This window comes from Stenotrophomonas maltophilia (genome assembly GCF_002799155.1).
Taxonomy (GTDB): domain Bacteria; phylum Pseudomonadota; class Gammaproteobacteria; order Xanthomonadales; family Xanthomonadaceae; genus Stenotrophomonas; species Stenotrophomonas maltophilia_R.
Map to the genome: position 1 here is coordinate 502,190 of NZ_NERD01000002.1, position 23,032 is coordinate 525,221.

General features: G+C 67.5%; 24 protein-coding genes and 1 tRNA gene. 18 read left to right on the forward strand and 7 right to left on the reverse strand.

Annotation, left to right across the window (positions count from 1 at the left end):
- Positions 1-20: 20 nt before the first annotated feature.
- A complete protein-coding gene (locus B9Y82_RS02830; RefSeq protein WP_157804587.1) occupies positions 21-350 on the reverse strand; it encodes a hypothetical protein in 330 nt (109 codons plus the stop codon).
- Between the two features lie 573 nt (positions 351-923).
- Positions 924-1,016 (reverse strand) — tRNA-Ser (locus B9Y82_RS02835).
- 143 nt (positions 1,017-1,159) lie between these two features.
- On the opposite strand from B9Y82_RS02835, the gene dnaX reads away from it, so the two are divergent.
- The 4 genes from dnaX to B9Y82_RS02855 all read left to right on the forward strand — a co-directional run bounded on the left by dnaX (position 1,160) and on the right by B9Y82_RS02855 (position 4,682).
- Entirely contained in the window at positions 1,160-3,226 is a 2,067-nt protein-coding gene (gene dnaX, locus B9Y82_RS02840; RefSeq protein ID WP_100471451.1) for a DNA polymerase III subunit gamma/tau, read from the forward strand.
- A 6-nt stretch (positions 3,227-3,232) separates the two neighbouring features.
- A complete protein-coding gene (locus B9Y82_RS02845; RefSeq protein ID WP_010483846.1) occupies positions 3,233-3,553 on the forward strand; it encodes a YbaB/EbfC family nucleoid-associated protein in 321 nt (106 codons plus the stop codon).
- Positions 3,554-3,656: 103 nt separating this feature from the next.
- Positions 3,657-4,256, forward strand: a complete 600-nt coding sequence (gene recR / locus B9Y82_RS02850; RefSeq protein ID WP_005415496.1) for a recombination mediator RecR — start codon at positions 3,657-3,659, stop codon at positions 4,254-4,256.
- 66 nt (positions 4,257-4,322) lie between these two features.
- On the forward strand, positions 4,323-4,682 hold the full coding sequence (locus B9Y82_RS02855) for a histidine triad nucleotide-binding protein (RefSeq protein ID WP_100471452.1): 360 nt from the start codon (positions 4,323-4,325) through the stop codon (positions 4,680-4,682).
- Between the two features lie 80 nt (positions 4,683-4,762).
- On the opposite strand, the gene B9Y82_RS02860 is transcribed toward B9Y82_RS02855, so the two are convergent.
- From B9Y82_RS02860 to B9Y82_RS02875, 4 genes are read right to left on the reverse strand one after another with little or no spacing between them, the layout of a single operon-like run.
- Positions 4,763-5,290 carry a Slp family lipoprotein gene (locus B9Y82_RS02860; protein WP_014036182.1) on the reverse strand — a complete coding sequence of 176 codons (528 nt, stop codon included), beginning with the start codon at positions 5,288-5,290 and terminating at the stop codon, positions 4,763-4,765.
- Positions 5,287-7,236, reverse strand: coding sequence for a transglutaminase TgpA family protein (locus tag B9Y82_RS02865; protein ID WP_100471453.1), 1,950 nt, complete (start codon positions 7,234-7,236; stop codon positions 5,287-5,289). The genes B9Y82_RS02860 and B9Y82_RS02865 overlap by 4 nt, the downstream gene beginning before the upstream one ends.
- Positions 7,229-8,152: a DUF58 domain-containing protein gene (locus B9Y82_RS02870; protein WP_162292093.1), complete on the reverse strand. Its 924-nt coding sequence runs from the start codon at positions 8,150-8,152 to the stop codon at positions 7,229-7,231. Before B9Y82_RS02870 ends, B9Y82_RS02865 begins: the two co-directional genes overlap by 8 nt.
- A gap of 23 nt (positions 8,153-8,175) precedes the next feature.
- Entirely contained in the window at positions 8,176-9,129 is a 954-nt protein-coding gene (locus B9Y82_RS02875; protein WP_100471455.1) for an AAA family ATPase, read from the reverse strand.
- A gap of 42 nt (positions 9,130-9,171) precedes the next feature.
- Between B9Y82_RS02875 and B9Y82_RS02880 the strand changes: the two genes are divergently transcribed.
- Positions 9,172-11,007 carry a glycosyltransferase family 39 protein gene (locus B9Y82_RS02880; protein ID WP_100471456.1) on the forward strand — a complete coding sequence of 612 codons (1,836 nt, stop codon included), beginning with the start codon at positions 9,172-9,174 and terminating at the stop codon, positions 11,005-11,007.
- Positions 11,008-11,121: 114 nt separating this feature from the next.
- Here B9Y82_RS02880 and B9Y82_RS02885 read toward each other — a convergent pair whose 3' ends face one another.
- Complete coding sequence (locus B9Y82_RS02885; RefSeq protein ID WP_100471457.1) at positions 11,122-11,691, reverse strand: Maf family protein; 570 nt, start codon at positions 11,689-11,691, stop codon at positions 11,122-11,124.
- A gap of 113 nt (positions 11,692-11,804) precedes the next feature.
- On the opposite strand from B9Y82_RS02885, the gene B9Y82_RS02890 reads away from it, so the two are divergent.
- The 13 genes from B9Y82_RS02890 (at position 11,805) to B9Y82_RS02950 (ending at position 22,997) form a co-directional block, all read left to right on the forward strand.
- A complete protein-coding gene (locus tag B9Y82_RS02890) occupies positions 11,805-12,314 on the forward strand; it encodes a YceD family protein (RefSeq protein WP_094001990.1) in 510 nt (169 codons plus the stop codon).
- A 107-nt stretch (positions 12,315-12,421) separates the two neighbouring features.
- Positions 12,422-12,616 (forward strand): 50S ribosomal protein L32, encoded by a 195-nt coding sequence (rpmF, locus tag B9Y82_RS02895; RefSeq protein WP_004154640.1) that lies wholly within the window; start codon positions 12,422-12,424, stop codon positions 12,614-12,616.
- Positions 12,617-12,707: 91 nt separating this feature from the next.
- The gene (locus B9Y82_RS02900; protein ID WP_100471458.1) at positions 12,708-13,685 is read left to right on the forward strand and encodes a beta-ketoacyl-ACP synthase III; all 978 of its coding nucleotides are present in this window, start codon (positions 12,708-12,710) and stop codon (positions 13,683-13,685) included.
- A 77-nt stretch (positions 13,686-13,762) separates the two neighbouring features.
- On the forward strand, positions 13,763-14,545 hold the full coding sequence (locus B9Y82_RS02905; RefSeq protein ID WP_100471459.1) for a serine/threonine protein phosphatase: 783 nt from the start codon (positions 13,763-13,765) through the stop codon (positions 14,543-14,545).
- Between the two features lie 160 nt (positions 14,546-14,705).
- Positions 14,706-15,650: an ACP S-malonyltransferase gene (fabD, locus tag B9Y82_RS02910; RefSeq protein ID WP_100471460.1), complete on the forward strand. Its 945-nt coding sequence runs from the start codon at positions 14,706-14,708 to the stop codon at positions 15,648-15,650.
- Positions 15,651-15,732: 82 nt separating this feature from the next.
- Positions 15,733-16,476 (forward strand): 3-oxoacyl-ACP reductase FabG, encoded by a 744-nt coding sequence (fabG, locus tag B9Y82_RS02915; protein ID WP_100471461.1) that lies wholly within the window; start codon positions 15,733-15,735, stop codon positions 16,474-16,476.
- 152 nt (positions 16,477-16,628) lie between these two features.
- Positions 16,629-16,868: an acyl carrier protein gene (acpP, locus tag B9Y82_RS02920; RefSeq protein WP_005415509.1), complete on the forward strand. Its 240-nt coding sequence runs from the start codon at positions 16,629-16,631 to the stop codon at positions 16,866-16,868.
- A 142-nt stretch (positions 16,869-17,010) separates the two neighbouring features.
- Positions 17,011-18,273 (forward strand): beta-ketoacyl-ACP synthase II, encoded by a 1,263-nt coding sequence (gene fabF, locus B9Y82_RS02925; protein ID WP_100471462.1) that lies wholly within the window; start codon positions 17,011-17,013, stop codon positions 18,271-18,273.
- 101 nt (positions 18,274-18,374) lie between these two features.
- Positions 18,375-19,739 carry an aminodeoxychorismate synthase component I gene (locus B9Y82_RS02930; protein ID WP_100471463.1) on the forward strand — a complete coding sequence of 455 codons (1,365 nt, stop codon included), beginning with the start codon at positions 18,375-18,377 and terminating at the stop codon, positions 19,737-19,739.
- A 231-nt stretch (positions 19,740-19,970) separates the two neighbouring features.
- On the forward strand, positions 19,971-21,032 hold the full coding sequence (mltG, locus tag B9Y82_RS02935; RefSeq protein WP_100471464.1) for an endolytic transglycosylase MltG: 1,062 nt from the start codon (positions 19,971-19,973) through the stop codon (positions 21,030-21,032).
- A complete protein-coding gene (gene tmk, locus B9Y82_RS02940) occupies positions 21,029-21,694 on the forward strand; it encodes a dTMP kinase (protein WP_049421574.1) in 666 nt (221 codons plus the stop codon). The genes mltG and tmk overlap by 4 nt, the downstream gene beginning before the upstream one ends.
- Positions 21,691-22,647: a DNA polymerase III subunit delta' gene (locus B9Y82_RS02945; protein ID WP_100471465.1), complete on the forward strand. Its 957-nt coding sequence runs from the start codon at positions 21,691-21,693 to the stop codon at positions 22,645-22,647. The genes tmk and B9Y82_RS02945 overlap by 4 nt, the downstream gene beginning before the upstream one ends.
- Positions 22,644-22,997, forward strand: a complete 354-nt coding sequence (locus tag B9Y82_RS02950; protein ID WP_005412452.1) for a PilZ domain-containing protein — start codon at positions 22,644-22,646, stop codon at positions 22,995-22,997. The genes B9Y82_RS02945 and B9Y82_RS02950 overlap by 4 nt, the downstream gene beginning before the upstream one ends.
- Positions 22,998-23,032 lie beyond the last annotated feature (35 nt).

Here is a 23,032-nt window from a genome sequence, read left to right on the forward strand (position 1 = left end):
CGTCGATCCGTGCGTCTGCATCATGAACGCACCTGCTTCATCAATTCGTTGCAGACTTCGCTGGTGGGCTTGTACTGGCCCTTCTTCCAGGCATCGGTGATCTTCTTCTGTGTCTGTGCTTCGGCCGTGTCATAGGCCTGGTCGAAGCCTGCTTCGGTACCGAACACGGTTTTTGCCTGCGCCTTGTGGCTTGCGCGCAGCTTGGCCGCCTGTTCCGGGGTAGCGCCGCACGCCAGGGCGTTGCCTGCATGCGTGCCTCCCAGTGCGCCGAACTGCGCCGCACCGCCGCCTTGTGCGACTGCGGTGCCGCTGCCGATCAGCAAGGCGGAGGTGATCACTAGCTTCGTCATGAAATACCGCATGTTGATGTTCCTCATCCGGCCCGTTGGCGGGCATCAATCCCCTGTGCCCCGAGCATAGCAACAGGCAGTGAGTGCCAGCGTGTCGTTGCATCGCGACAGCGTGGTCAGTGGTGAGGGAGGGGGTGGGGTGCCGCGACGCGGGGCAGGTCCTGTCGTTGAACGGCCGTCGAACGTGGACGCGGGGTGGCCGGCCCGGCATCCACGCATGGCGTGGATCTACCGATGGATCAGGAGCGGGGAGAGGCCGGCAAGGGGAGGCGCCCGAACGTTGCGCAGCAAGGTTTGGGCGAGCCGCGTGCAGCGCACTTCGCGTCCCCGGCCAGATAACTGAAAAAGGCCGCCCAGAGGGCAGCCTTTTTCAGTTATCTGGCGGAGAGAGGGGGATTGTCGGGTGCATCCATGCACCCGATCCCGATGCGCGTTGCTCCTCGGGACCCGCCTGCGGCGGTCCGGTTCTGCTCCTGCAGAACCGTCGAACCCCGGCGTGGCTTCTCACCACCCATCCCATCCGCCAGACAAACGCAAAAGGGCCGCCTTGTGGGCGGCCCTTTTGCGTTTGTCTGGCGGAGAGAGGGGGATTCGAACCCCCGAAGCGCGGTTTAGACGCTTACACACTTTCCAGGCGTGCTCCTTCAACCACTCGGACACCTCTCCGGATCCCTGCCATCGGCAAACGCCTCAGCAGGGGCGCAGATTCTAGCGGGCGGCGCGGCCGGACACAAGCACCCCGATCAAGGGCGTATCCATGGCAATGGGTGGCGAGGGGGCTGGACAGGCATGGCACAATGGAACATCCGATGGAAAACGGTGGCCTGATGTCCTATCTCGTCCTTGCCCGCAAGTGGCGTCCGAAGCGTTTTGCCGAGCTGGTGGGCCAAGAACACGTGGTCCGTGCGCTCAGCAACGCGCTGGACAGCGGCCGGGTCCACCACGCGTTCCTGTTCACCGGCACCCGTGGCGTGGGCAAGACCACCATCGCGCGCATCTTCGCCAAGTCGCTGAACTGCGAGCAGGGCACCAGCGCCGACCCGTGCGGCCAGTGCGCCGCCTGTCTGGACATCGACGCGGGGCGTTACATCGACCTGCTGGAAATCGACGCCGCGTCCAACACCGGCGTGGACGACGTGCGCGAGGTGATCGAGAACGCGCAGTACATGCCCTCGCGCGGCAAGTACAAGGTCTACCTGATCGACGAAGTGCACATGCTGTCCAAGGCGGCGTTCAATGCGCTGCTGAAGACGCTGGAAGAACCGCCGGAGCATGTGAAGTTCCTGCTGGCCACCACCGATCCGCAGAAGCTGCCGGTCACCGTGCTCAGCCGCTGCCTGCAGTTCAACCTCAAGCGCCTGGATGAAGACCAGATCCAGGGCCAGATGACCCGCATCCTGGCGGCCGAAGAGATCGAGGCCGACGGCAGCGCCATCGTGCAGCTGGCCAAGGCTGCCGATGGCAGCCTGCGTGACGGCCTGTCACTGCTGGACCAGGCGATCGCCTATGCCGGCGGCGCGCTGCGCGAGGACGTGGTGCGCACCATGCTGGGTACCGTGGACCGCACCCAGGTGGCGGCGATGCTCGATGCGCTGGCCGAGGGCGATGGCCCGCGCCTGCTGCAGGTGGTGGCCGCGCTGGCCGAGTTCTCGCCGGACTGGAGTGGTGTGCTGGAAGCGCTGGCCGAAGGGCTGCACCGCATCCAGGTGCAGCAGCTGGTGCCGGGCGCCGCCGCCGCGGAAGGCCTGGATGCCGCGGCATTCGCCGAGCGCCTGCGCCCGGAAGTGGTGCAGCTCTGGTACCAGATGGCCCTGAATGGCCGGCGCGACCTGCCGTTGGCACCGAGCCCGCGCGCAGGCTTTGAAATGGCGGTACTGCGCATGCTGGCGTTCCGTCCGGCCGCAGCGGTACCGCCGGTGCCGAAGGGGGGCGACGGTGCGATGGGCGGCGCGCCAGGCGGCAACGCTGCCGGTGGTGGTGCCGGTACCGGTAGCCACGAAGCGACGCCGGCCGCTGCCGCAACCTCGGCCAGCCCGACCGTGGCGCCGCAGGTGGCTGCCACCGCGCAGGCCGCACCACGCGAACCTGAACCCGAACCCGAGCCGGCCCCGCAACCGGAGCCGGATCCGACGCCTGAGCCCGAGCCGGTTCCGGTGGAAGAGCCCGTGTCACCGCCGCCAGTGAAGGTCGAGGCAGAAGCGCCGGCGCCTGCCGTCACTGCAGAGTCAAGCGACGACCTGCCGCCCTGGGCCACCGGCGAAGCCGAGGCGCGTGACGAGGCGTTGGCGGCCGAGATGTCCGGCCCGGACGCCGCCATGGCTGCGCCCTGGCACGAACCGCCGGCTCCCGTCGCGGCTCCCAGCGAGCCTGCGCTGCCCGAGCGCCCGTTCCGCGCCGAAGGCATTGCCATTGCCCCGGCCGAACATGCCGAGCCGGCCCCGGCGCATGCCGCCGCACCGCAGGACGGTGTCAGCGAGCTGGCCACTGCCGAAGACTGGCTGGACCTGGTCGCCAACAGCGGCCTGAGCGGCCCCTCGCGGCAGCTGGCCGCCAACGCCGCGTTCATCAGCTGCCAGCATGGGACCTTGAAACTGGGCCTTTCGCCCGGATTTGAATACCTGCGCTCGGAGCGCGCGCTGGCTGCCCTGGGCGAGATGCTGCAGAAGGCCCTCGGCCAGGCGCCGAAGATCGTGGTTGAGACCGTGGAAACCGAACACGTTCCGGCCGAAACCCTGCATCAGCGGGCCGACCGCCAGCGTGGCGAGCGGCAGCAGGTGGCAGAGGCTGTTTTCATGGACGACCCGGAAGTGCAGGTGCTGATCCAACAGCATGGCGCACGGGTTGTTTCCGATTCCATCCGTTCTTTTGACGAGTAAGACACTATGCGCGGCAATATCGCCCAACTGATGCAGCAGGCCCAGAAGATGCAGGAAAACCTGCAGAAGGCCCAGGAAGAAATCGCCAGGATCGAAGTGACCGGCAGCGCTGGTGGCGGCATGGTCAGCGTGACCCTGACCGGCGCCAAGGAATGCCGCAAGGTGCGCATCGATCCGTCGCTGGCCAGCGATCCGGAAATGCTGGAAGACCTGATCGCCGCCGCCTTCAACGATGCCTCGAACAAGATCGATGCCGAATCGAAGTCGAAGATGGGTTCGGCCACCGCCGGCATGCAGCTGCCGCCGGGCATGAAGCTGCCGTTCTGATCTTCAGCGTGGCACTTGCGCAAGCGGGTGCCACGTAGCATCGAACTGTTCGACGGTTCCAGCCCTCAGTCGAGCATGGCTCGGCTCTACAAAGCATGCCGCCGTGTCCGCACCCCTGCTTGAACAATTGATCGACGCACTGCGGGTGCTGCCTGGCGTCGGCCAGAAGACCGCGCAGCGCATGGCCTACCACCTGCTCGAGCGCGAGCGCGAAGGTGGCCAGCGCCTGGCCGAAACCCTGGCTTTGGCGGTGGAGCGTATCGGCCACTGCGCGCAATGCCGCGACTTCAGCGAAACCGAACTGTGCCCGACCTGTGCCAACAGCAGCCGCGAGCGCAGCCAGCTGTGCGTGGTCGAATCGCCGGCCGACCGCCTGGCCATCGAGAACGCCACTGGCTTCCGCGGTGTCTACTTCGTACTGCAGGGGCGGCTGTCGCCACTTGATGGCGTCGGCCCGCGCGAGCTGGGCCTGGAGCAGCTGGAGCAGCGGCTGGCCGAAGGCGAGGTGCAGGAGCTGATCATCGCAACCAGTGCCACCGTCGAAGGCGAAGCCACCGCGCACTACCTGGCGCAGCTGGCGCGCGCGCGCAAGGTGCAGCCCAGCCGGCTGGCGCAGGGCCTGCCGCTCGGTGGCGAGCTCGAATACGTTGACCGCGGCACGCTGTCGCACGCGTTCGGCACGCGCAGCGAATTCCGCGACTGAGCGCTGTCCGGGCAGCGTCCGGCGTGTCCGGCCTACAATGCGGAGGACATCCCGCCGAGGCCGACCATGAGCAACGAAACCCTCTTCAGCAAGATCATCCGTCGCGAGATCCCGGCCACCATCGTCTACGAGGACGACGAGGTGCTGGGCTTCAAGGACATCGCACCGCAGGCGCCGGTGCACGTACTGTTCATTCCGAAGAACGAGATCATCCCGACCCTGGACGACCTGCAGCCGTCGCAGGCGCACCTGATCGGCAAGCTGGCCCTGGCCGCCGCCGAGTACGCGCGCCGCGAAGGTCTCGCGCAGGACGGCTACCGCATCGTGATGAACTGCCGCGAGCATGCCGGGCAGACCGTGTTCCATATCCACATGCACCTGCTGGCCGGTGGGCCGCTGGGGCATTTCGGTACGCCGGGCCGCTGAGCACCCGGCATCCACGTCATGCGTGGATGAAAAAGGCCGCCCAGGGGCGGCCTTTTTCCATTACGCAAGCCTGGTGGCGATCACCACCAGCCCCAGCGGCCATAACCGCCCCAGTACGGGCCATACGGGCCTGGGCCCCACGGGCCATAGGGGTAGGGCACCACATCGACCTGGCGCTGTTCCGGCCACAGGTAGATCACGTCGGCCGACAGCTTCGGCAGGCGGTAGTCGTACTCGCCGATGCGGGTGTTCTGGTAGCCGTCGATCTTGCCGATGAAGGTCACGTCGCGGCCCGCTTCAAACACGGCCGGATCGTAGAACCCGGCGCGGCAGGCAATGAAGCGGCCATCGCTGGCGTCGGACGAGGTGGTGTTCGGGCGGCCGCTGGCGTTGAGCGGGCGCGAGATCATCTGGAAACAGGTCTCGCCCTGGCCGGGCTTGGTCTCGATGATGCGGCCGCCCCAACGGACCGGCGTGCCGACCTGCTGGGTGGCGACCGAGTCGCGCGGGGAGACCAGGCTGAACTGTCCCTGCAGCGGCTTGGGGGCCGTGGCGCAGGCCGACAGGGCCAGCGTGGCCACAGCGGTGAGGAGGAACTTGGTGTTCATGGGGAGGCTCCGGAAGTCGGGCGATGCCTGCGCAGGTCCCGCAATAATGAAGCGAGGTCGGTGCAAGTTCCAGCGTAACGCGCGTCGGCGAAACGCTGGCTGAGTGCCAGCAGGGCGGGGTCGGGGTGCTGGGCGTGTACCCGCCGTGCCCAGTCGCATGCCGTCTCGTTGGGTTCGCGGGCCAGGCCAAGGCGCGCATAGCGGCGCCCCAGCCGGTGCCAGGCGCGCAGCAGCGGGTCGCGCTCGCGCTCGCCGCGGGCCAGCAACCAGGCCATCCACGCCAATGCCAGCAGCGCGGCGACCACGAAGCCGGCCACCAGCTGTGCCGGCCCGAGATCACCCAGCCCGAGCGGCTTGAGCAGCTGCTGCTGGCGGCGTGCGTCGAAGGAAAGCACCAGGTCGTTCCAGCCGCGGCGCAGCCAGTCACCCATCTGCCCCAGCTGCAGCCAGCGCTGCTGCAGCGGGGTCTCCGTGCCGGCCTGCAGGCGGTCGTCCAGCGTGTCCAGGATGCGTTCCGGTGCCACGGCCGCAGTCGGGTCGACCCGGACCCAGCCGCGTTGCGGCAGCCACACTTCGGCCCAGGCGTGGGCATCCATGCGCCGCACCACCCAGTAGTCGCCGATGCGGTTGCGGGTGCCGCCTGCGAAGCCGGTCACCACCCGGGCCGGAATGCCGGCGTTGCGCATCAGCACCACGAAGGCCGAGCTGAAGTGCTGGCAGAAGCCGGCCTTGTAGTTGAACAGGAAATCGTCGACCGGATCGCGCCCGGCCACCGGGGTTTCCAGCGTGTAGGAGAAGTCGCGGGTGATCCACTGCAGCGCGCGGCGGACGATGGCTTCGTCATCATTGCCGGCCTCCTGCCGCCATTGCCGTGCCAGCTGGGCGGTGCGCGGATTGAAGCCGGGCGGAAGCTGCAACGCGGCGCGGCGCAGATAGGGCGACAGATCGGTGTCGAACCGTTGCGGCGGCGCCGAATGCAACCGCCAGCGGCTGAGCGCGGACAGCGTGCGGTCGCTGCGCAGGCTCATGTCCGCATCGAAGCTGCTGCCCTCCGGTGCGCGGCTGGGCAGGTCCAGTGCCACCAGCAGGCGACGGTCGGTGGGCTCGTAGTCGATCTGGTAGTCCCATCCCTGTGCGGCGGCTTCGACCATGGGGGCGGGGCGCCGGGCCGTCGCGCGATCGCGGCTCCAGCGGTGGCCGTCGAACGACGTCAGCACCGGGCCGCGCCAATAGCGCTGCGCGGGCTCGGGCACCGCACCGAAGAACTGCACGCGCAGCGCCGGGGTGTCGTCGGCCATGAGGTCCAACCATTGGTCCGGCGCCATGCTGTCAGCCAGGCCCGGTGTACCCACCGCTCGTTCGGGGACGCCCCACAACGGCGTGGACAAGCGCGGGAACAGCCAGAAGCAGGCCAGTGCCAGCGGCAGGCCGAGGCCAAGCAGGCGGCCGACGCCGCGCAGTTGGCCGCGCAGTGGCAGGCCTGGGCTGCGACCCTCGTCCTGGGCCAGGCGCTGCAGGGCCAGCAGTGCGGCAACCGCGGCCAGCGCCGCCAATCCGGTGGTCAGCGGCCCCTGGTCGAGCAGGAAGGCCGCGAAGGGCGAGAACAGCGCGAAGCCCAGCAGGCTGCGCGCATCGCGCAGGTTGCGCAGTTCGCTGGATTTGATCGCCAGCATCGCTGCCAGCAATGCACAGCCGGTATCACGGCCCGGCCGCACCATGCCCATCTGCCAGACGATGGTGGCGAGCATGGCCAGCACCAGCAGCAGGCGAACCGGCATCGGCAGCACACGCCGCCACGAAAGCGCAGCGGTCAGCACGGCGGCGATCGCGATCACCACGGCCAGTGCCGGCGGCAGCTGCAGCAGGAGTGGCAGCAGCGCCAGCGCCGCGCTGGCCAGGGTCCAGCTGCGGGCGTTGCGATCGAGCAGGACGGCAGGCTCAGTCATGGGGCATCAACGCCAGTGCGCGCAGGCACAGGTGGTGGTGGCTGGCGCCCTGGCCGGGCCCGAGCGTGGGATGGGCCGGAAGCAGCAGCGTGTAGCGGCGGCCTTCGCGCTCGGCCATGTCGACCCAGCGCGCCAGCCGCGCGATGCGCGCTTCATGGCCCATCGGCGCCAGCGCGCGCCAGTCCAGCACCACGTCGATGCCGATCGGCTTTTCGTACTCGCGTACCAGCAGGCTGTCGCGGCGTGCCGAGTGTTTCCAGGCAATGCTGCGCGGGGCGTCGCCGGCACGATAGGGGCGCAGCTGATGCAGCTCATCGCCACTGGCATGGGCACGGGTGTGCAGTGGATCGCTGCCACTTTCCGGAAGGGGTGGTGCCAGAGCCTCGGCAAGCGGATAGACCAGCAGCGGCTGCTCGGGCCATACCCATGACCATGCCCGCACCAGTCCCAGCGGCTGCGTGCTCGACAGGCGGATGCGGGGTAGTTCCAGCCAGCCGCGGCGCTCGCTGGGGACATCCAGCTCCACTTCGCCGCGACCGTGTGCAGGCAGTGCGACCCAGGCCTCGCTTGCGCCCAGCTGCAGGTGCAGCCCATGGCGCGCGCGCGGGTCGCGCAGCGACAGGTCCAGGCGCAGGCGCAGGGGGTGCCCGGCCGGCACCGGTTCGGCGGAGATTGCATCGATCTGTATGCCGGACAGCTGCAGATGCGCGGCGATGGCGCTGGCGATCGCCGCTGCAGCCAGCAACAGGGCCAGCAGCAGCGCAGGGTTGTTGTTGTAGTTCAATGCGCCCAGCAGCATCGCCGACAGCAGGGTGGCGACGAACAGGCCGAAACGGGTCGGCAGTACATAGATGCGATGGCGATCCAGCCGCTGCGGCAAGGCTTCGGGCCTGCGTGGGCGTGCCAGCAGCTGCATGCGTGCCCAGCGTGTGGCCACCTTCAGTCCACCGCGACGGTCTGCAGGATCGCCCGTGCCAGTGCAGGCCCGGAGCTGGATTCGGCCTCTGCCACCAGGCGATGGCCGGCCACCGCTATGAAAAGGGTCTGCACGTCTTCGGGCACCACATGCCCACGGCCGAGCAGCAGCGCGTGGGCCTTGGCCGCGCGCAGCAGGGCCAGCCCGGCACGCGGTGACAGGCCCACACGTACGCCGGCATGCTGGCGGCTGCGGGTCAGCAATGCCTGCACGTAGTCGATCAGCGCATCGCTGGCGTGCACCTGGCCAACGGCTTCACGCAATGCACGCACCTGGGTGTCGTCCAGCTTCGGCACCGCGCGTGCGATGAGGTCGCGACGATCGCTGCCACGCAGCAGCTCGCGCTCGGCCTGCGCGCTCGGATAGCCCATCGCCAGCCGCAGCAGGAAACGATCCAGCTGCGAATCCGGCAACGGGAAGGTGCCGGACAGGTCGACCGGGTTCTGCGTGGCGATCACGAAGAACGGGTCGGGCAGCGGATGCGTCTGTCCATCCAGGGTGACCTGCTGCTCGGCCATCGCTTCCAGCAACGCGCTCTGCGTGCGCGGTGGTGCACGATTGATCTCATCGGCCAGCAGCACGTGAGTGAACACCGGGCCGGGGTGGAACTGGAACTGACGGCTGCCAGCCTCGTACACCGATACGCCAAGCACATCGGCCGGCAACAGGTCGGATGTGAACTGCACGCGCTGGAAACTGAGCCCGAGGCTGCTGGCCAGTGCATGCGCAAGTGTGGTCTTGCCCAGGCCGGGCAGATCCTCGATGAGCAGGTGGCCGCCGGAAAGCAGGGCGACAAAGGCCAGCCTGACTTCCGGCACCTTGCCCAGCACCAGTGCGTTCACCTGATCCTGTGCCTCCCGCAGGGCCTGGCGCAGTTGATCGGTTAGCATGCTGGGATTGGGGGACGAGGCAGGCATGATCGTCTCAGGTCTGGAATCCATTCGATTATCCATAGAGCAATGCAAGGCGAACAGCGCGCGCGGACAATATTTCTCTGGTTATGGACGCTGATCACAGCGGCCAAGCTGGTGGTGGCTGCGCGCCTGCCCCTGTTTGTCGACGAGGCGTTCTATTGGCAGGAGGGCCAGCACCTGGCCGCCGCCTATTCCGACCTGCCAGGGCTGACGGCGTGGCTGGCGCGCCTGGGCGTGGAGATCGGTGGCCATCACGTGCTCGCATTGCGCCTGCCGTTCCTGGCCATCGGTGCGCTGCTGCCGTTGCTGGTGGTGCGCATCGCCACGCGCTGGTTCGGCAACGTCGCCGGGTGGCAGGCGGGCAGCCTGACCCTGCTGATGCCGCTGTCGGCCACCCTGGGCCTGCTGGCCGTACCGGATGTGCCGATGGCGCTGGCGGCGGTGATCTGCCTGCACGCCGGTGCACGCCTGCTGCACAGCGTGGATGCGTCGTCGGCGATGAAGCTGGCGCTGGGCCTGCTGATCGGCGCGCTCAGCCACTACCGTTTCATTGGTGTCATCGGTGTCGGCTTCATTGCGTTGCTGGCGCTGCCGCAGGGCCGCCGCATGCTGGCCGACCCGCGCGTATGGGTGGCGATCGCAGTGGGCGTACTGGCCTGGCTGCCGTTGCTGGCCTGGAATGCGGACAACCATGATGCCGGCCTGAAGTTCCAAGTGGTCGAGCGCCACCCGTGGACGTTCGAGTGGGAGGGGCTGTGGTTCCTGGTGATCCAGCCGATGCTGGTGACGCCGATCCTGTGCATCGCGATGTGGAAGGTCGCCCTGGCGGGTACCCGCAGCGGTGGTGGTGCGCGGGTGCAGTGGCGCTATTTCGGCCTGGTGGGTGGGGTGTCGACGCTGGGCATCTTCCTGCTGGGCTTCTTCACCGATGTCGAGCGGATCAGTTTCCACTGGCCGTTGCCGGGCTACCTGGCGCTGCTGGTAGCCGTGCCGGTGGTCCTCAATGGCTGGCCGCGCTGGTTGCGCCGTACCGGCTGGTGGCTGGCGGCTGCAGGTACCGTGCTGGCCTTCGGCTACTACCTGATGGCGTCCACGCCGGCACTGCGCGAGCAGATGGCCGGCAGCAAGTATTACCCGCGCAACTTTGCCGGCTGGCAGCCACTGGCCGTGGCGGTGCGCGACGAACTGCGGCAGATGCCGCCGGGCACGCGTGTGCTGGCGGGCAACTTCAAGGTCGGTGCCGAACTGGGCTTCCAGCTGGGCAGTGGTGATATCGAGGTGTTGCCGCATCCGCTCAACGACAAGCATGGGCGGACCGCACAGCTGGCGCAGTGGGGCCTGCTGCACGAGGGCCCGCGCCGCGCGCCGATGCTGCTGGTGCTGTCGCCCAGCGACCAGCGCTACCGTGAGCTGCTGGCGCGCTATCACGCCATCTGCGAGCAAGTGGGGCCGCTGCCGTCGCCGCGCGTGGTCAGCAGCGATCATGGCTTCCAGCGCTTCCTGCTGTTCCGGCTGCCGGTGCAGCGTGCGCAGGGGCCGTGCGTGACGCCGGCGATGGCCTGGCTGGATGCGCCGTCCAACGGCGAAAAGGTCTCCGGGACGCTCGCCATCAAGGGCTGGGCATTCAAGGATGGCGTCGGGTTGGCGCGCATCGAAGTGCTGGTCGATGGCCGTTCGATCGGTGATGCGCGCTACGGGCGCATGTTCGACATCCGCCACACCTGGCCGGACAGCACCGATCCGCAGCATCCGGCGGTGGGCTTCGATGCATCGCTGGATACCACCACGCTGGCGCCGGGCCGGCATTGGCTTGGCCTGCGCCTGCACGGGCGCGACGGCAGTGTGGAGCAGTGGCAGGAGCAGCCGTTCGAGGTTCGTTGAGTCCTGCTGTGGTGGAGTCGAGCCATGCTCGACTGCTTCTGTTCCGGAGGGCAGGGGCCAGCAAAAGCAACCGTGGCTCGACTCTGCCGTTCGGGGCGGCGCGAATCCCGCTGTTCAGGGCACGGCGAACCCCGCCTGGCGCAGCAGGCCGCACAGCGCGATCAGCGGCAGGCCGACCAGCGCGGTCGGGTCGCGGTTGTCGATCGCCTCGAACAGGCTGATGCCCAGGCCCTCGCACTTGAAGCTGCCGGCGCAGTCCAGCGGCTGCTCGGCCGCGACGTAGCGGGTGATCTCCTGCGGGTCCAGCGCGCGGAAGCGCACTTCGGTCAGGTCCAGGGCGGCGAGGCATTCTCCATCACGCCTGAGACTGATCGCTGTGTGAAAGCGCACCGTCTGCCCGGACATCGCCATCAGCTGCGCACAGGCCGCATCGACGGTGCCGGGCTTGCCCAGCGGCTGGCCGTTCAGGTCCGCCACCTGGTCCGAGCCGATTACCCAGGCACCCGGGTAGCGGGCGGCCACTTCGGCGGCCTTGGCGGCGGCCAGGCGCGTGGCCAGGGCCAGCGGAATCTCGGCGCCCAGAGGGGTTTCATCCACGTCCGGGCGTGCACAGTCGAAGGGCAGGCCCAGCCGTTCCAGCAGTTCGCGACGGTAGCGGGAGGTGGAGGCCAGGACCAGTGGCATGCGACAATACCGGGGCAGGGCACGGCAGTCTGGCCCCTTCACGACGCCAGCGGCAAGCCCTGTATGGCGGGCATTTGACAGCGGACGACGCGATCCTTAGTATTCAGCGGCTTATGTCCGCGAACGTGCCCGAAACGCTGGATGCCTGGCGGATGGTTGTAGCGCGAAGGCGCTTCGACGGTCAGGTCTCCCTGGCTGAATTGACCCGCCTGCAGGGGTTGGTCGCAGATACCGACGGCGAGTGTGCCTACTCGCTTGAATTCGGTCGCGACGACGTCTTGCGGGTATCCTATGTGGAACTGACCATCGACACCGCGTTGCCGCTGACCTGTCAGCGCAGCATGCAGCGATTCCTGTTGCCGGTGAAGGTGACCCAGAGGCTTGGCCTGATCCGCGACGAGGACGAGGAATCGTCCCTGCCGGAGGAATACGAGGCGTTGCTGGTGCCCGAAGACGGCCAGCTCCGCCCGCTGGACCTGGTCGAGGACGAGTTGGTGCTGGCGGTGCCTGTGGTGCCGCTGTCGCCCGACGGTGAGGCAGTCGACAAGGACTGGGCGCCGAGCGAAGAAGAAACGAAGAAGGCCAACCCGTTTGCGGCGTTGGCAGCACTGAAGAAACAATAGCAGCCGGATTGTCGTCGGCGGCTGCGGCGAAAGCGAAAGTGTGCTGGGCGCTGGCGTCCTGCGCGACGATACGACGAAGCAAATCGAACCGAGTTTGGAGCAATCCCATGGCTGTGCAGAAATCCCGTGTCACCCCGTCCCGCCGCGGCATGCGTCGTGCCCATGACGCCCTGAGCGCCAAGCAGCTGTCGACCGACCCGACCACCGGCGAAGTGCACCTGCGTCACCACATCACTGCCGATGGTTTCTACCGCGGCAAGAAGGTCATCCAGACCAAGACCTCGGCCGTCGAAGAAGATTGATGTGCCGGGAAGGCCGCTGCCTCCGGGCAGCGGCCTTTGCCTTCTTTCCCGGGTGTGCCGGTGATCGGCGGCCCGCGCAACAGGAAACATGATGAGCAAGCGGATCTATTCGAGGATCGCGGGCACCGGTAGCTATTTGCCGGAAAAAGTCCTGACCAACGCCGACCTGGAAAAAATGGTCGAAACCTCGGATGAGTGGATCCAGTCGCGCACCGGAATTCGTGAACGGCACATCGCGGCCGAAGGCGAAACCACCAGCGACCTTGGCTACAACGCCGCCCTGCGCGCGCTTGAAGCCGCAGGCATCGATGCCTCGCAGCTCGACATGATCGTGGTCGGCACGACCACCCCTGATCTCATTTTCCCGTCCACCGCGTGCCTGATCCAGGCCAAGCTCGGTGTGGCCGGGTGCCCCGCCTTCGACGTCAACGCAGCCTGTTCGGGCTTCGTGTTCGCGCTGGGCGTGGCCGACAAGTTCATCCGTTCCGGCGACTGCAGGCACGTGCTGGTGATCGGCACCGAAACGTTGACCCGCATGGTCGACTGGAACGATCGCACCACCTGCGTGCTGTTCGGTGATGGCGCTGGCGCTGTCGTGCTGAAGGCCGACGAAGAGACCGGCATCCTCAGCACCCACCTGCATGCCGATGGCAGCAAGAAGGAGCTGCTGTGGAACCCGGTCGGCGTTTCGACCGGCTTCAAGGACGGCGCCAACGGTGGTGGCACCATCAACATGAAGGGCAACGACGTGTTCAAGTACGCCGTCAAGGCGCTGGACTCGGTCGTGGACGAGACCCTGGCCGCCAACGGCCTGGACAAGTCCGACCTGGATTGGCTGATCCCGCACCAGGCCAACCTGCGCATCATCGAAGCGACCGCCAAGCGGCTGGACATGTCGATGGACCAGGTCGTGGTGACCGTCGACAAGCACGGCAATACTTCGTCCGGCTCGGTGCCTCTGGCACTGGATGCCGCCGTGCGTTCGGGCAAGGTCGAACGTGGCCAGCTGTTGCTGCTGGAAGCCTTTGGCGGCGGCTTCACCTGGGGTTCGGCCCTGTTGCGCTATTGATAGTGCAAGTTACGACAATGTGAAGCTTTGTCGTTGCGGCCCCTTTGGGGCCGCAACGCGTTTGAGGAGGACCTGTCATGGTTGAGCCCATCGTCATCGAAGGGCAGCGTGCCTGGCTGAAGCAGTACGGCAAGGGAAGCCGAGCATTGGCCCTGGGCCTGCTCAATTTCGTCGCCCGCCGTTTCCATCTCGATGCCCTGCGCCCGCCACCGCATCGCGGCGGCGACGCCGCACGCGCAACCGAAGCCCGCCGCCTGGGGGAACTGCAGGCACAGGGCGTGAACGTGCCTGGCGTACTGGGCACCGGCCATGCCGCGCTGGTGATCGGCGACAACGGCAGCTCGTTCAATACCTGCCTGCGTGAAGCCGATGAGGCCGGTCGCGATCGGCTGGTGATGGCGGCAATGCAGGCCATTGCTGAAGCGCATGCCCGCGGTGCCTATTTCGGGCAGCCGTTGCCGCGCAACCTCACCTGGGACGGCGAGAAGGTCGGTTTCATCGACTTCGAGGAAGATCCGCTGGAAGTGATGGATCTGTCCGAAGCGCAGGCCCGCGACTGGCTGATGTTCGGCTATGGCGTGGCCAAGTACTACGCAGACCGCCCTGAGCGTCTGCAGGGGATGATGGCCGAAGCGATGGGCGACGTTCAGGCGCCGGTGCGCGAGCACGTGCATGCGGTCAGTGGCCGCCTGCGCAGCCTGGCCAGAGTGTGCATGAAGCTGGGCCGTTCGGCGCGCGCGCTGGCCCATTCGATCTTCATCACCCATGGCGCCAGTACTGCAGGCGTTCTGATGCTGCTGGGCCTGTGCGTGGATTTCCTCGCCGACGGCGATCTGGACGTCCTGCAGCTGTTCTGCTGATGGCTGATAGGGGTCAGATCCCTTTTCCTGCTGAAAAGGGATCTGACCCCGTTGCGCTTGCCCGGCCGCCCACCATACGCGTGCATACGCGCACGTACAGACGACACGGCATGTTCCCCCTTATGATGGCCCGCTTCGATTGCAACAAGCGGATGACCGCGTGACCGTATCCACCCTCGCTTTTGTCTTCCCCGGCCAGGGCTCGCAGTCTGTGGGCATGGTGGCCGAGCTGGCCGAACTGCACCCGCAGGTGCGTGAAGCCTTCACCGAGGCATCCGATGGTGCCGGCGTCGACCTGTGGGCGCTGTCCCAGGGTGGCCCGGAGGAAATGCTCAACCGTACCGAATACACCCAGCCGGCCCTGCTGGCCGCCAGCATCGGCGTGTGGCGCGCCTGGAGCGCCGTGGGCGGTCCGCGCCCGTCGGTGCTGGCCGGCCACAGCCTGGGCGAGTACACCGCCCTGGTCGCCGCGGGCGCATTGAGCCTGCATGACGGTGCGCACCTGGTGCGCCTGCGCGGCCAGCTGATGCAGGACGCCGCACCGGCCGGTGTCGGTGCCATGGCCGCCGTGCTCGGCGCCGAGGACCAGTTGGTGCTGGACGTCTGTGCTGAAGCGGCAGGCAGCCAGGTGGTGGTGCCGGCCAACTTCAATTCGCCGGGCCAGATCGTGATCGGTGGCGACGCCGACGCCGTTGACCGTGCGCTGGCGCTGCTGGCCGAAAAGGGCGTGCGCAAGGCGGTCAAGCTGGCCGTGAGCGTGCCCTCGCACACCCCGTTGATGCGCGAAGCCGCCAACCGCCTGGCCGAAGTGATGGCCGGCCTGGCCTGGCAGGCGCCGCAGCTGCCGGTGGTGCAGAACGTCGACGCCAAGGTGCATGACGGCATTGACGCGATCCGTACCGCGCTGGTGCAGCAGCTGTACCAGCCGGTGCAGTGGACCGGATGCGTACAGGCGCTGGCCGGCCGTGGCGTCACCCAGATCGCCGAGTGCGGCCCGGGCAAGGTGCTGACCGGCCTGGTCAAGCGCATCGACAAGGCCATCGACGGCCGTTCACTGGCCACTCCGGGCGACTTCGAAGCTGCCCGCGAGGCATGGTCGGCCTGATACCCCCTGTTCCTGCCGCCCGTGCCGGTGGCCGCTGCAAGCGGCACGGGTGCGGCGGCCGTCCCAGCCTGAGGAAAACATCATGAGCAAGCCCCTGCAGGGTGAAATCGCACTGGTCACCGGCGCCAGCCGTGGCATTGGTGCCGCCACTGCCGATCTGCTGGCCGCCCAGGGCGCCACCGTCATCGGCACCGCCACCACCGAATCCGGCGCTGCCGCGATCGGTGAGCGCCTGGCCGCCCACGGCGGTCACGGCCGCGCGCTGAACGTCACCGACGCCGCCGCGCTGGACAGCGTGCTCGATGGCATCGCCAAGGAATTCGGCCCGATCTCGATCCTGGTCAACAACGCCGGCATCACCCGCGACAACCTGCTGATGCGCATGAAGGACGAGGACTGGGCGTCGATCATCGACACCAACCTGACCAGCGTGTTCCGCACCAGCAAGGCGGTGATGCGCGGCATGATGAAGGCGCGCAAGGGCCGCATCATCAACATCGCATCGGTGGTGGGCGTGACCGGCAATGCCGGCCAGGCCAACTACGCTGCGGCCAAGGCCGGCATCATCGGCTTCAGCAAGTCGCTGGCCAAGGAAATCGGTTCGCGCGGTGTCACCGTCAATGTTGTCGCACCCGGCTTCATCGACACCGACATGACCAAGGCGTTGCCGGAAGAAGCGCGTACCGCGCTGATCAACGACATCGCCCTCGAACGCCTGGGTTCGCCGGAAGACATCGCCCATGCGGTGGCCTTCTTGGCCGGACCGGCTGCCGGCTACATCACCGGCGAAACCCTCCATGTGAACGGCGGCATGTACATGCCGTAAGCAAGGGGCGCAGGGATTGCGCCGCAAGTGGTTGATCTGCGAGGGTTTTTGCTGCAATGCAAGGCCGCGTCGGTTTCCACTACACTATCCCACGGCCATCGCCTTTGATGGCGACCACTTTTGAACCACAACTCCATCTGGAGCGAGATCCCATGAGCACCATCGAAGAACGCGTCAAGAAAATCGTCGTCGAACAGCTTGGCGTCAAGGAAGAAGAAGTCACCAACAGCGCATCGTTCGTCGATGACCTGGGCGCTGACTCGCTGGACACCGTTGAGCTGGTGATGGCCCTGGAAGAAGAATTCGAGTGCGAGATCCCGGACGAAGAAGCCGAGAAGATCAGCACCGTGCAGGCCGCCATCGACTACATCAAGGCCCACGTCAAGGCCTGATGTCAGACGGCAGTGCGCGCGCGGGCCACGCTCGCCGCGCACCGCACCCCATGGGGCCGCTGTTGCGGCCCCGTGTGTTTGAGCATCACACCGAAGCAAACCGAGTTGCCCGTTGAAATCATCCGGGCCAGGAGAATCAGCAATGAAGCGTCGCGTCGTCGTAACCGGCCTGGGTATCGTCTCGCCGTTGGGCAATGATCTGGCCAGCAGCTGGGAAGGCATCACCCAGGGTCGTTCGGGCATCGGTCCGCTGACCAACGTTTCTGATGCCTATCTGGATCGGTTCACCACCAAGATTGCAGGTGAGGTCAAGGGATTCGACATCACCGCCGACAATGAACTGTTCGGCAAGTTCCGGGTCAGCGGCAAGGATGCCAAGAAGATGGACCCGTTCATCCATTACGGCCTCGGTGCCTCGTTCATGGCCCTGCATGACTCGGGCCTGGAAATCACCGACGCCAATGCCGATCGCATCGGCGCCATTGTTGGCGCCGGCATCGGCGGCCTGCTCGGCATCGAAGAGCAGACCATCGAGTTCCACGAGGGCAAGAAGATCTCGCCCTTCTACGTGCCCAAGACCATCATCAACATGCTGCCGGGCCAGCTGAGCATCATCACCGGCCTGAAGGGCCCGTCGTTCTCGGCGGTGTCGGCGTGCGCGACCTCGAACCATTCGATCGGTACCGCGATGCGCATGATCCAGTACGGCGATGCCGACGTGATGGTGGTCGGCGGTGCCGAGCGTGGCTCCTCGCCGACCGCGGTGGGCGGATTCTGCGCGATGAAGGCCATGAGCACCCGCAATGACGCTCCGGAACAGGCTTCGCGCCCGTGGGACAAGGACCGCGACGGCTTCGTGCTGGGCGACGGTGCCGGCATCCTGATCCTGGAAGAGTACGAGCATGCCAAGGCGCGCGGCGCGAAGATCTACTGCGAACTGGCCGGCTTCGGTGCCAGCTCCGACGCGTACCACATGACCGCACCGAGCGAGAACGGCGAAGGCGCCGCCCGCTGCATGGTCATGGCCATGAAGGACGCCGGTGTCACCCCGGAACAGGTCGGTTACCTCAACGCGCACGGCACCTCCACGCCGCTGGGCGACCTGGGCGAGACCATGGCGATGAAGACCGCCTTCGGCGACCACGCCTACAAGATGATGGTCAGCTCCACCAAGTCGATGACCGGCCACCTGCTGGGCGCTGCCGGCGGCGTGGAAGCGATCTTCTCGGTGATGGCGCTGCAGGACAACGTCATTCCGCCGACCATCAACCTGCAGCAGCCGGGCGAAGGCTGCGACCTGGACTACGTGCCCAATGAAGCACGCCAGGCCAAGGTCGACGTGGTGATGTCCAATGGCTTCGGTTTTGGCGGCACCAACGGCACGCTGATCTTCAAGCGCGTCTGACCGAGTTGTACAGTCGAGCCATGCTCGACTGAACGTGCGTTACGCACGAGGAGGCCGCCGCAAGGCGGCTTCCGTGCATCTGAACCCCTGAGCTGGCTGCCATGACCCACGCACCGCTGATCCACCCGCTGCCGCACCCGATCGATCTGCTGGCCCTGCAGCAGCACGACCCGGCACGCTTCCCGCTGCTGATGGAATCCACCGCCTCGGGCACCGCCCAGGGCCGCTGGAGCCTGCTGCTGGCCGCGCAGGGCGATGGCCTGCGGCTGGATGCCGATGGCCAGGTGCGCGACCAGCACGATGCGGTACACGCCGGCAGCTTCCTGCAGGTGCTGGATCGTGCCTGGCAGCGCGAACGCCTGCCGCATGATGGCAGCCACAGCCTGCCGTTCCGCGGCGGCTGGGCGTTGATGCTCGATTACGAAGTGGCCAGCCAGATCGAACCGGTGCTGCCGGCGCGTGCGCGCGAGGACGGTCGCCCGACCGCGCTGGCGCTGCGCTGTCCGGCCGCGGTGCTGCACGACCACCACAACGAGGCCAGCTTCGTCATCGCCGAAGCCGGCGAGCAGGCGTTGCTGGATGCGCTGGTGGCACTGGCCTCGGCCACGCTGCCCGAAGCCGGGCAGGGCTGGCAGCCGCCGCAGTCGGTGGGCGAGGATGCGCCGCAGCGCTTCACCGACGGCGTGCGCCGGGTGATCGAGTACCTGCGTGCCGGCGACGTGTTCCAGGTGAACCTGTCACGGCGCTGGAGCGCGCAGTTCGCCGCCCCGGTCAGCCCGCAGGCGCTGTACGCGCAGCTGCGCCGCGCCAACCCGGCACCGTTCGCCGGCCTGTTCAGCGCGCACGGCCGCCATGTGGTCAGTTCCTCGCCAGAGCGGCTGGTGTCGGTGCATGCCGGCCATGCGCAGACCCGTCCGATTGCCGGCACGCGTCCGCGGTTTGAAGGCGATGACGATGCCGCGCGCATCCAGGAGCTGGTCGGCCACCCCAAGGAGCGTGCCGAGCATGTGATGCTGATCGACCTGGAACGCAACGACCTGGGCCGCATCTGCCTGCCCGGCACCGTGGTGGTCGATGAGTTGATGACGGTGGAGAGCTACGCGCATGTGCACCATATCGTCAGCAACGTCAGCGGCCACCTGCGCCCGGAGGTCACTCCCGGCGAGGTAATCGCCGCCACGTTCCCCGGCGGCACCATCACCGGCTGCCCCAAGGTGCGCTGCATGCAGATCATCAGCGAGCTGGAGCAGGTGCCGCGCGGCGCCTACACCGGCGCGTTCGGTTGGTTGAACCGCGATGGCGACCTGGACCTGAACATCCTGATCCGCACCGCCGAAGTGGATGGCCACGAGGTGCGCTTCCGCACCGGCGCCGGCATCGTGGTCGATTCGGACCCGGACAAGGAGCTGGACGAGACCCGCGCCAAGGCCCGCGGCCTGCTGCGCGCGCTGGGCCAGCAGGGGTAGTGTCGGCCGCTGGCCGGCAACCCCATTCCCCCACGGTGGGTGCCGACCTTGGTCGGCGCGGATGCCTCCATGGCCGTTCATCCACGCATGGCGTGGATCTACTGATGGCCGCGCCGGATGGGGCGCTTGGTGGGTGCCGACCGTTGGTCGGCACGGGGGTGTGTCCCCGGTCATGACCCCAATCCACCGGCACGGTATCCTGCACGACGGAATCGAGTTCAGAGGTAGTCCATGGCGGGAGCCAAGCGCGGGTGTCTGTTCGTGGTAACGCTGGTGGTGGTGCTGGCCGCCGTCGTGGCCGGTGCGGGCGCGTGGTTCTTCTACCAGCAGACCCGGTTCGCCGACGCCCCGATCACCCCGACCGCCGAGAGCATGGTCATCGCCAGCGGCGATGGCATGAACAGCGTGCTGCGCAAGCTGCGCGATGCCGGCGTGGACGAGGGCCAGGACACCCAGTGGCAGCTGTTGGCGCGCCAGCTTGATGCCGCCGGCAAGCTGAAGGTGGGTGAGTACGCGCTCAGCGGCGACCTGACCCCGCGCGAGCTGCTGCTGCGCATGCGCGCCGGCAAGGTGCTGCAGCACCGCGTCACCATCGTGGAGGGTTGGAACATCCGCCAGCTGCGTGCCGCGCTCAAGCGCGCCGAGCCGCTGCTGCACACCACCGACAATCTTGATGACGCCGCGTTGATGCAGCGTCTCGGTTTCGGTGGCCAGCATCCGGAAGGCCGCTTCCTGCCGGAGACCTACGTCTACCAGCGCGGCGACAGCGACCTGGACGTGCTCAAGCGCGCCCACGCCGCGATGGAAAAGGCACTGGATGAAGCCTGGGAAAGCCGCGCGCCAGACCTGCCGATCAACACGCCCTACGAACTGCTGACGATGGCGTCGATCATCGAGAAGGAAACCGCGTTGGCCAGCGAACGCCCGCAGATTGCCGGCGTGTTCATGCGCCGCCTGAAGATCGGCATGCGCCTGCAGACCGATCCGACCGTGATCTACGGCATCGGCGCTGCGTATGACGGCAACATCCGCCGCCGCGACCTGACCACCGATACGCCCTACAACACCTATACCCGTGCCGGCCTGACCCCGACCCCGATCGCCATGCCCAGCCGCGATGCGCTGATGGCGGCTGCACAGCCGGCACCGGGCGACGCGCTGTACTTCGTCGCCGTGGGCGATGGCAGTGGCGCGCACGTGTTCTCGCCCAGCCTGGACCAGCACAACGCCGCAGTGGCCCGCTACCTGCAGCAGCTGCGCCAGCAACGTACCCAGGAGACCCCGGCGCAATGAGTCCCGCGCTGCTTCGCCACCCGCGTTTCGTCAGCCTGGAAGGCGGCGAGGGCGCGGGCAAGACCACCGCCATCAATGCCATCCGTGACTGCCTGCGCAGCCACGGCCACGAGGTGGTACTGACCCGCGAGCCGGGCGGTACGCCGCTGGCCGAGCGCATCCGCGGCCTGGTGCTGAAGCCCGATGCCGAGATCGCTGCCGAACCGCTCAGCGCCGAAGCCGAGCTGCTGCTGGTGTTCGCTGCACGTGCGCAGCACGTGCGCCAGGTGATCCAGCCGGCACTGCAGCGCGGTGCCTATGTGCTGAGCGATCGCTTCACCGATTCCAGCTATGCCTACCAGGGCGGTGGCCGCGGGCTCGATCCGCAGTGGATTGCCGACCTGGAACGACGCGCGGTGGGCCTGCTGCCGGGCCTGACCCTGCTGCTGGACGTGGACGTGGCAGTGGGCCGCGCACGCGCCAATGGCCGCGACCTGTGGCCGGACCGCATCGAGAGCGAACAGGACGATTTCTTCCAGCGCGTGCGCGAAGTGTTCCGCAGCCGCGCGCAGCAGGACCCGCAGCGCTTTGCGTTGATTGATGCGGGCCAGGAGCAGGCGCGCGTGGCCGCTGATGTGGTCGCGCGTGTCGAACGCTGGCTGCAGGAAGGGGAGGGCGCATGAGTCCCTTTTCACCATGGCAGCAGCGCGCGTTCGACCAGACCGTGGCCGCGCTCGATGCCGGTCGCCTCGGCCATGGCCTGCTGATCTGCGGTCCGGCCGGGCTGGGCAAGCGCGAGGTGGCGTTGGCATTGGCCGACCACGTGCTGGCGCGCGGCGATGCCGCGCATGCCACGCGCACGCGCCAGCTGATCGCTGCCGGTACCCATCCTGACCTGCAGCTGGTCAGCTTCATTCCGAACAAGAGCGGCGACAAGCTGCGCACCGAGATCGTCATCGAGCAGGTGCGCGAGATCACTGACAAGCTGGCGCTGACCCCGCAGTACGGCGTGGCGCAGGTGGTGATCGTCGACCCCGCCGATGCGATCAATCGCTCGGCGGCCAACGCGTTGCTGAAGACGCTGGAAGAGCCGCAGCCCGGCCGCTACCTGTGGCTGATCAGCAGCGACCCGGCGCGCCTGCCGCAGACCATCCGCAGCCGTTGCCAGCGCCTGGAATTCAAGCTGCCGCCGCCGCACGAAGCGCTGGGCTGGCTGCAGCAACAGGGCCACAGCGAAGCATCGGCGCGCGAAGCGCTGGAGGCTGCGCGCGGCCATCCCGGCCAGGCCGACAACTGGCTGCGCGAAGATGGCCTGAGCCTGCGCCGTGAAGTGGGCCGCGAGCTGGAACAGCTGGCCGCCGGCAAGACCGGCGCGGTGGAGCTGGCGCAGAAATGGTGCGGTGATGACAACGTGGCGCTGCGCCTGCGCTTCGCTGCCGACCTGGCGCTGGCCCAGGCCAGCACCGATGCCTTGACCACGCCGGAACGATTGCACAAGCTTGCAGCCTGGTTCGACGCTGCCAACCGCACCCGCGACCTGCTGCGCACCACGGTGCGCGCAGACCTTGCGGTGGTCGAGTTGCTGCTGGCCTGGAACAAGGTGAACGAGCGGCCTGCCGCAAGGGGAAATCGATGAGTGCCAGCAACGCCCGCCAGGGCATCCTGTCCCTGGCCGTGAAGGACAAAGCCGCGCTGTACAGCGCGTACATGCCGTTCGTGAAGAACGGTGGCATCTTCGTGCCCACGCCCAAGCGCTACTTCCTGGGCGACGAGGTGTTCCTGCTGCTGACCCTGCCCGATTCCAGCGAGCGCCTGCCGGTGGCCGGCAAGGTGATCTGGGTGACCCCGGCCGGCGCACAGGGCAACCGTACCGCCGGCATCGGCGTGCAGCTGGCCGACGGTGCCGAAGGCGAGGGCGTGCGCCACAAGATCGAGACCCTGCTGGCCGGGCTGACCGGCTCGGACAAGCCGACCCATACGATGTGATCGCGGTTGCGCCGGATCATACCCGGCGGCGTGTG

Bases quoted from the DNA above. Each gene is read 5' to 3' on its own strand.
- B9Y82_RS02830 (WP_157804587.1), bottom strand. From the start codon at position 350: ATGACGAAGCTAGTGATCACCTCCGCCTTGCTGATCGGCAGCGGCACC.
- dnaX (WP_100471451.1), top strand. From the start codon at position 1,160: ATGGAAAACGGTGGCCTGATGTCCTATCTCGTCCTTGCCCGCAAGTGG.
- B9Y82_RS02845 (WP_010483846.1), top strand. From the start codon at position 3,233: ATGCGCGGCAATATCGCCCAACTGATGCAGCAGGCCCAGAAGATGCAG.
- B9Y82_RS02855 (WP_100471452.1), top strand. From the start codon at position 4,323: ATGAGCAACGAAACCCTCTTCAGCAAGATCATCCGTCGCGAGATCCCG.
- B9Y82_RS02860 (WP_014036182.1), bottom strand. From the start codon at position 5,290: ATGAACACCAAGTTCCTCCTCACCGCTGTGGCCACGCTGGCCCTGTCG.
- B9Y82_RS02865 (WP_100471453.1), bottom strand. From the start codon at position 7,236: ATGACTGAGCCTGCCGTCCTGCTCGATCGCAACGCCCGCAGCTGGACC.
- B9Y82_RS02870 (WP_162292093.1), bottom strand. From the start codon at position 8,152: ATGCAGCTGCTGGCACGCCCACGCAGGCCCGAAGCCTTGCCGCAGCGG.
- B9Y82_RS02875 (WP_100471455.1), bottom strand. From the start codon at position 9,129: ATGCCTGCCTCGTCCCCCAATCCCAGCATGCTAACCGATCAACTGCGC.
- B9Y82_RS02880 (WP_100471456.1), top strand. From the start codon at position 9,172: ATGCAAGGCGAACAGCGCGCGCGGACAATATTTCTCTGGTTATGGACG.
- B9Y82_RS02885 (WP_100471457.1), bottom strand. From the start codon at position 11,691: ATGCCACTGGTCCTGGCCTCCACCTCCCGCTACCGTCGCGAACTGCTG.
- B9Y82_RS02890 (WP_094001990.1), top strand. From the start codon at position 11,805: ATGTCCGCGAACGTGCCCGAAACGCTGGATGCCTGGCGGATGGTTGTA.
- rpmF (WP_004154640.1), top strand. From the start codon at position 12,422: ATGGCTGTGCAGAAATCCCGTGTCACCCCGTCCCGCCGCGGCATGCGT.
- B9Y82_RS02900 (WP_100471458.1), top strand. From the start codon at position 12,708: ATGAGCAAGCGGATCTATTCGAGGATCGCGGGCACCGGTAGCTATTTG.
- B9Y82_RS02905 (WP_100471459.1), top strand. From the start codon at position 13,763: ATGGTTGAGCCCATCGTCATCGAAGGGCAGCGTGCCTGGCTGAAGCAG.
- fabG (WP_100471461.1), top strand. From the start codon at position 15,733: ATGAGCAAGCCCCTGCAGGGTGAAATCGCACTGGTCACCGGCGCCAGC.
- acpP (WP_005415509.1), top strand. From the start codon at position 16,629: ATGAGCACCATCGAAGAACGCGTCAAGAAAATCGTCGTCGAACAGCTT.
- fabF (WP_100471462.1), top strand. From the start codon at position 17,011: ATGAAGCGTCGCGTCGTCGTAACCGGCCTGGGTATCGTCTCGCCGTTG.
- B9Y82_RS02930 (WP_100471463.1), top strand. From the start codon at position 18,375: ATGACCCACGCACCGCTGATCCACCCGCTGCCGCACCCGATCGATCTG.
- mltG (WP_100471464.1), top strand. From the start codon at position 19,971: ATGGCGGGAGCCAAGCGCGGGTGTCTGTTCGTGGTAACGCTGGTGGTG.
- tmk (WP_049421574.1), top strand. From the start codon at position 21,029: ATGAGTCCCGCGCTGCTTCGCCACCCGCGTTTCGTCAGCCTGGAAGGC.
- B9Y82_RS02945 (WP_100471465.1), top strand. From the start codon at position 21,691: ATGAGTCCCTTTTCACCATGGCAGCAGCGCGCGTTCGACCAGACCGTG.
- B9Y82_RS02950 (WP_005412452.1), top strand. From the start codon at position 22,644: ATGAGTGCCAGCAACGCCCGCCAGGGCATCCTGTCCCTGGCCGTGAAG.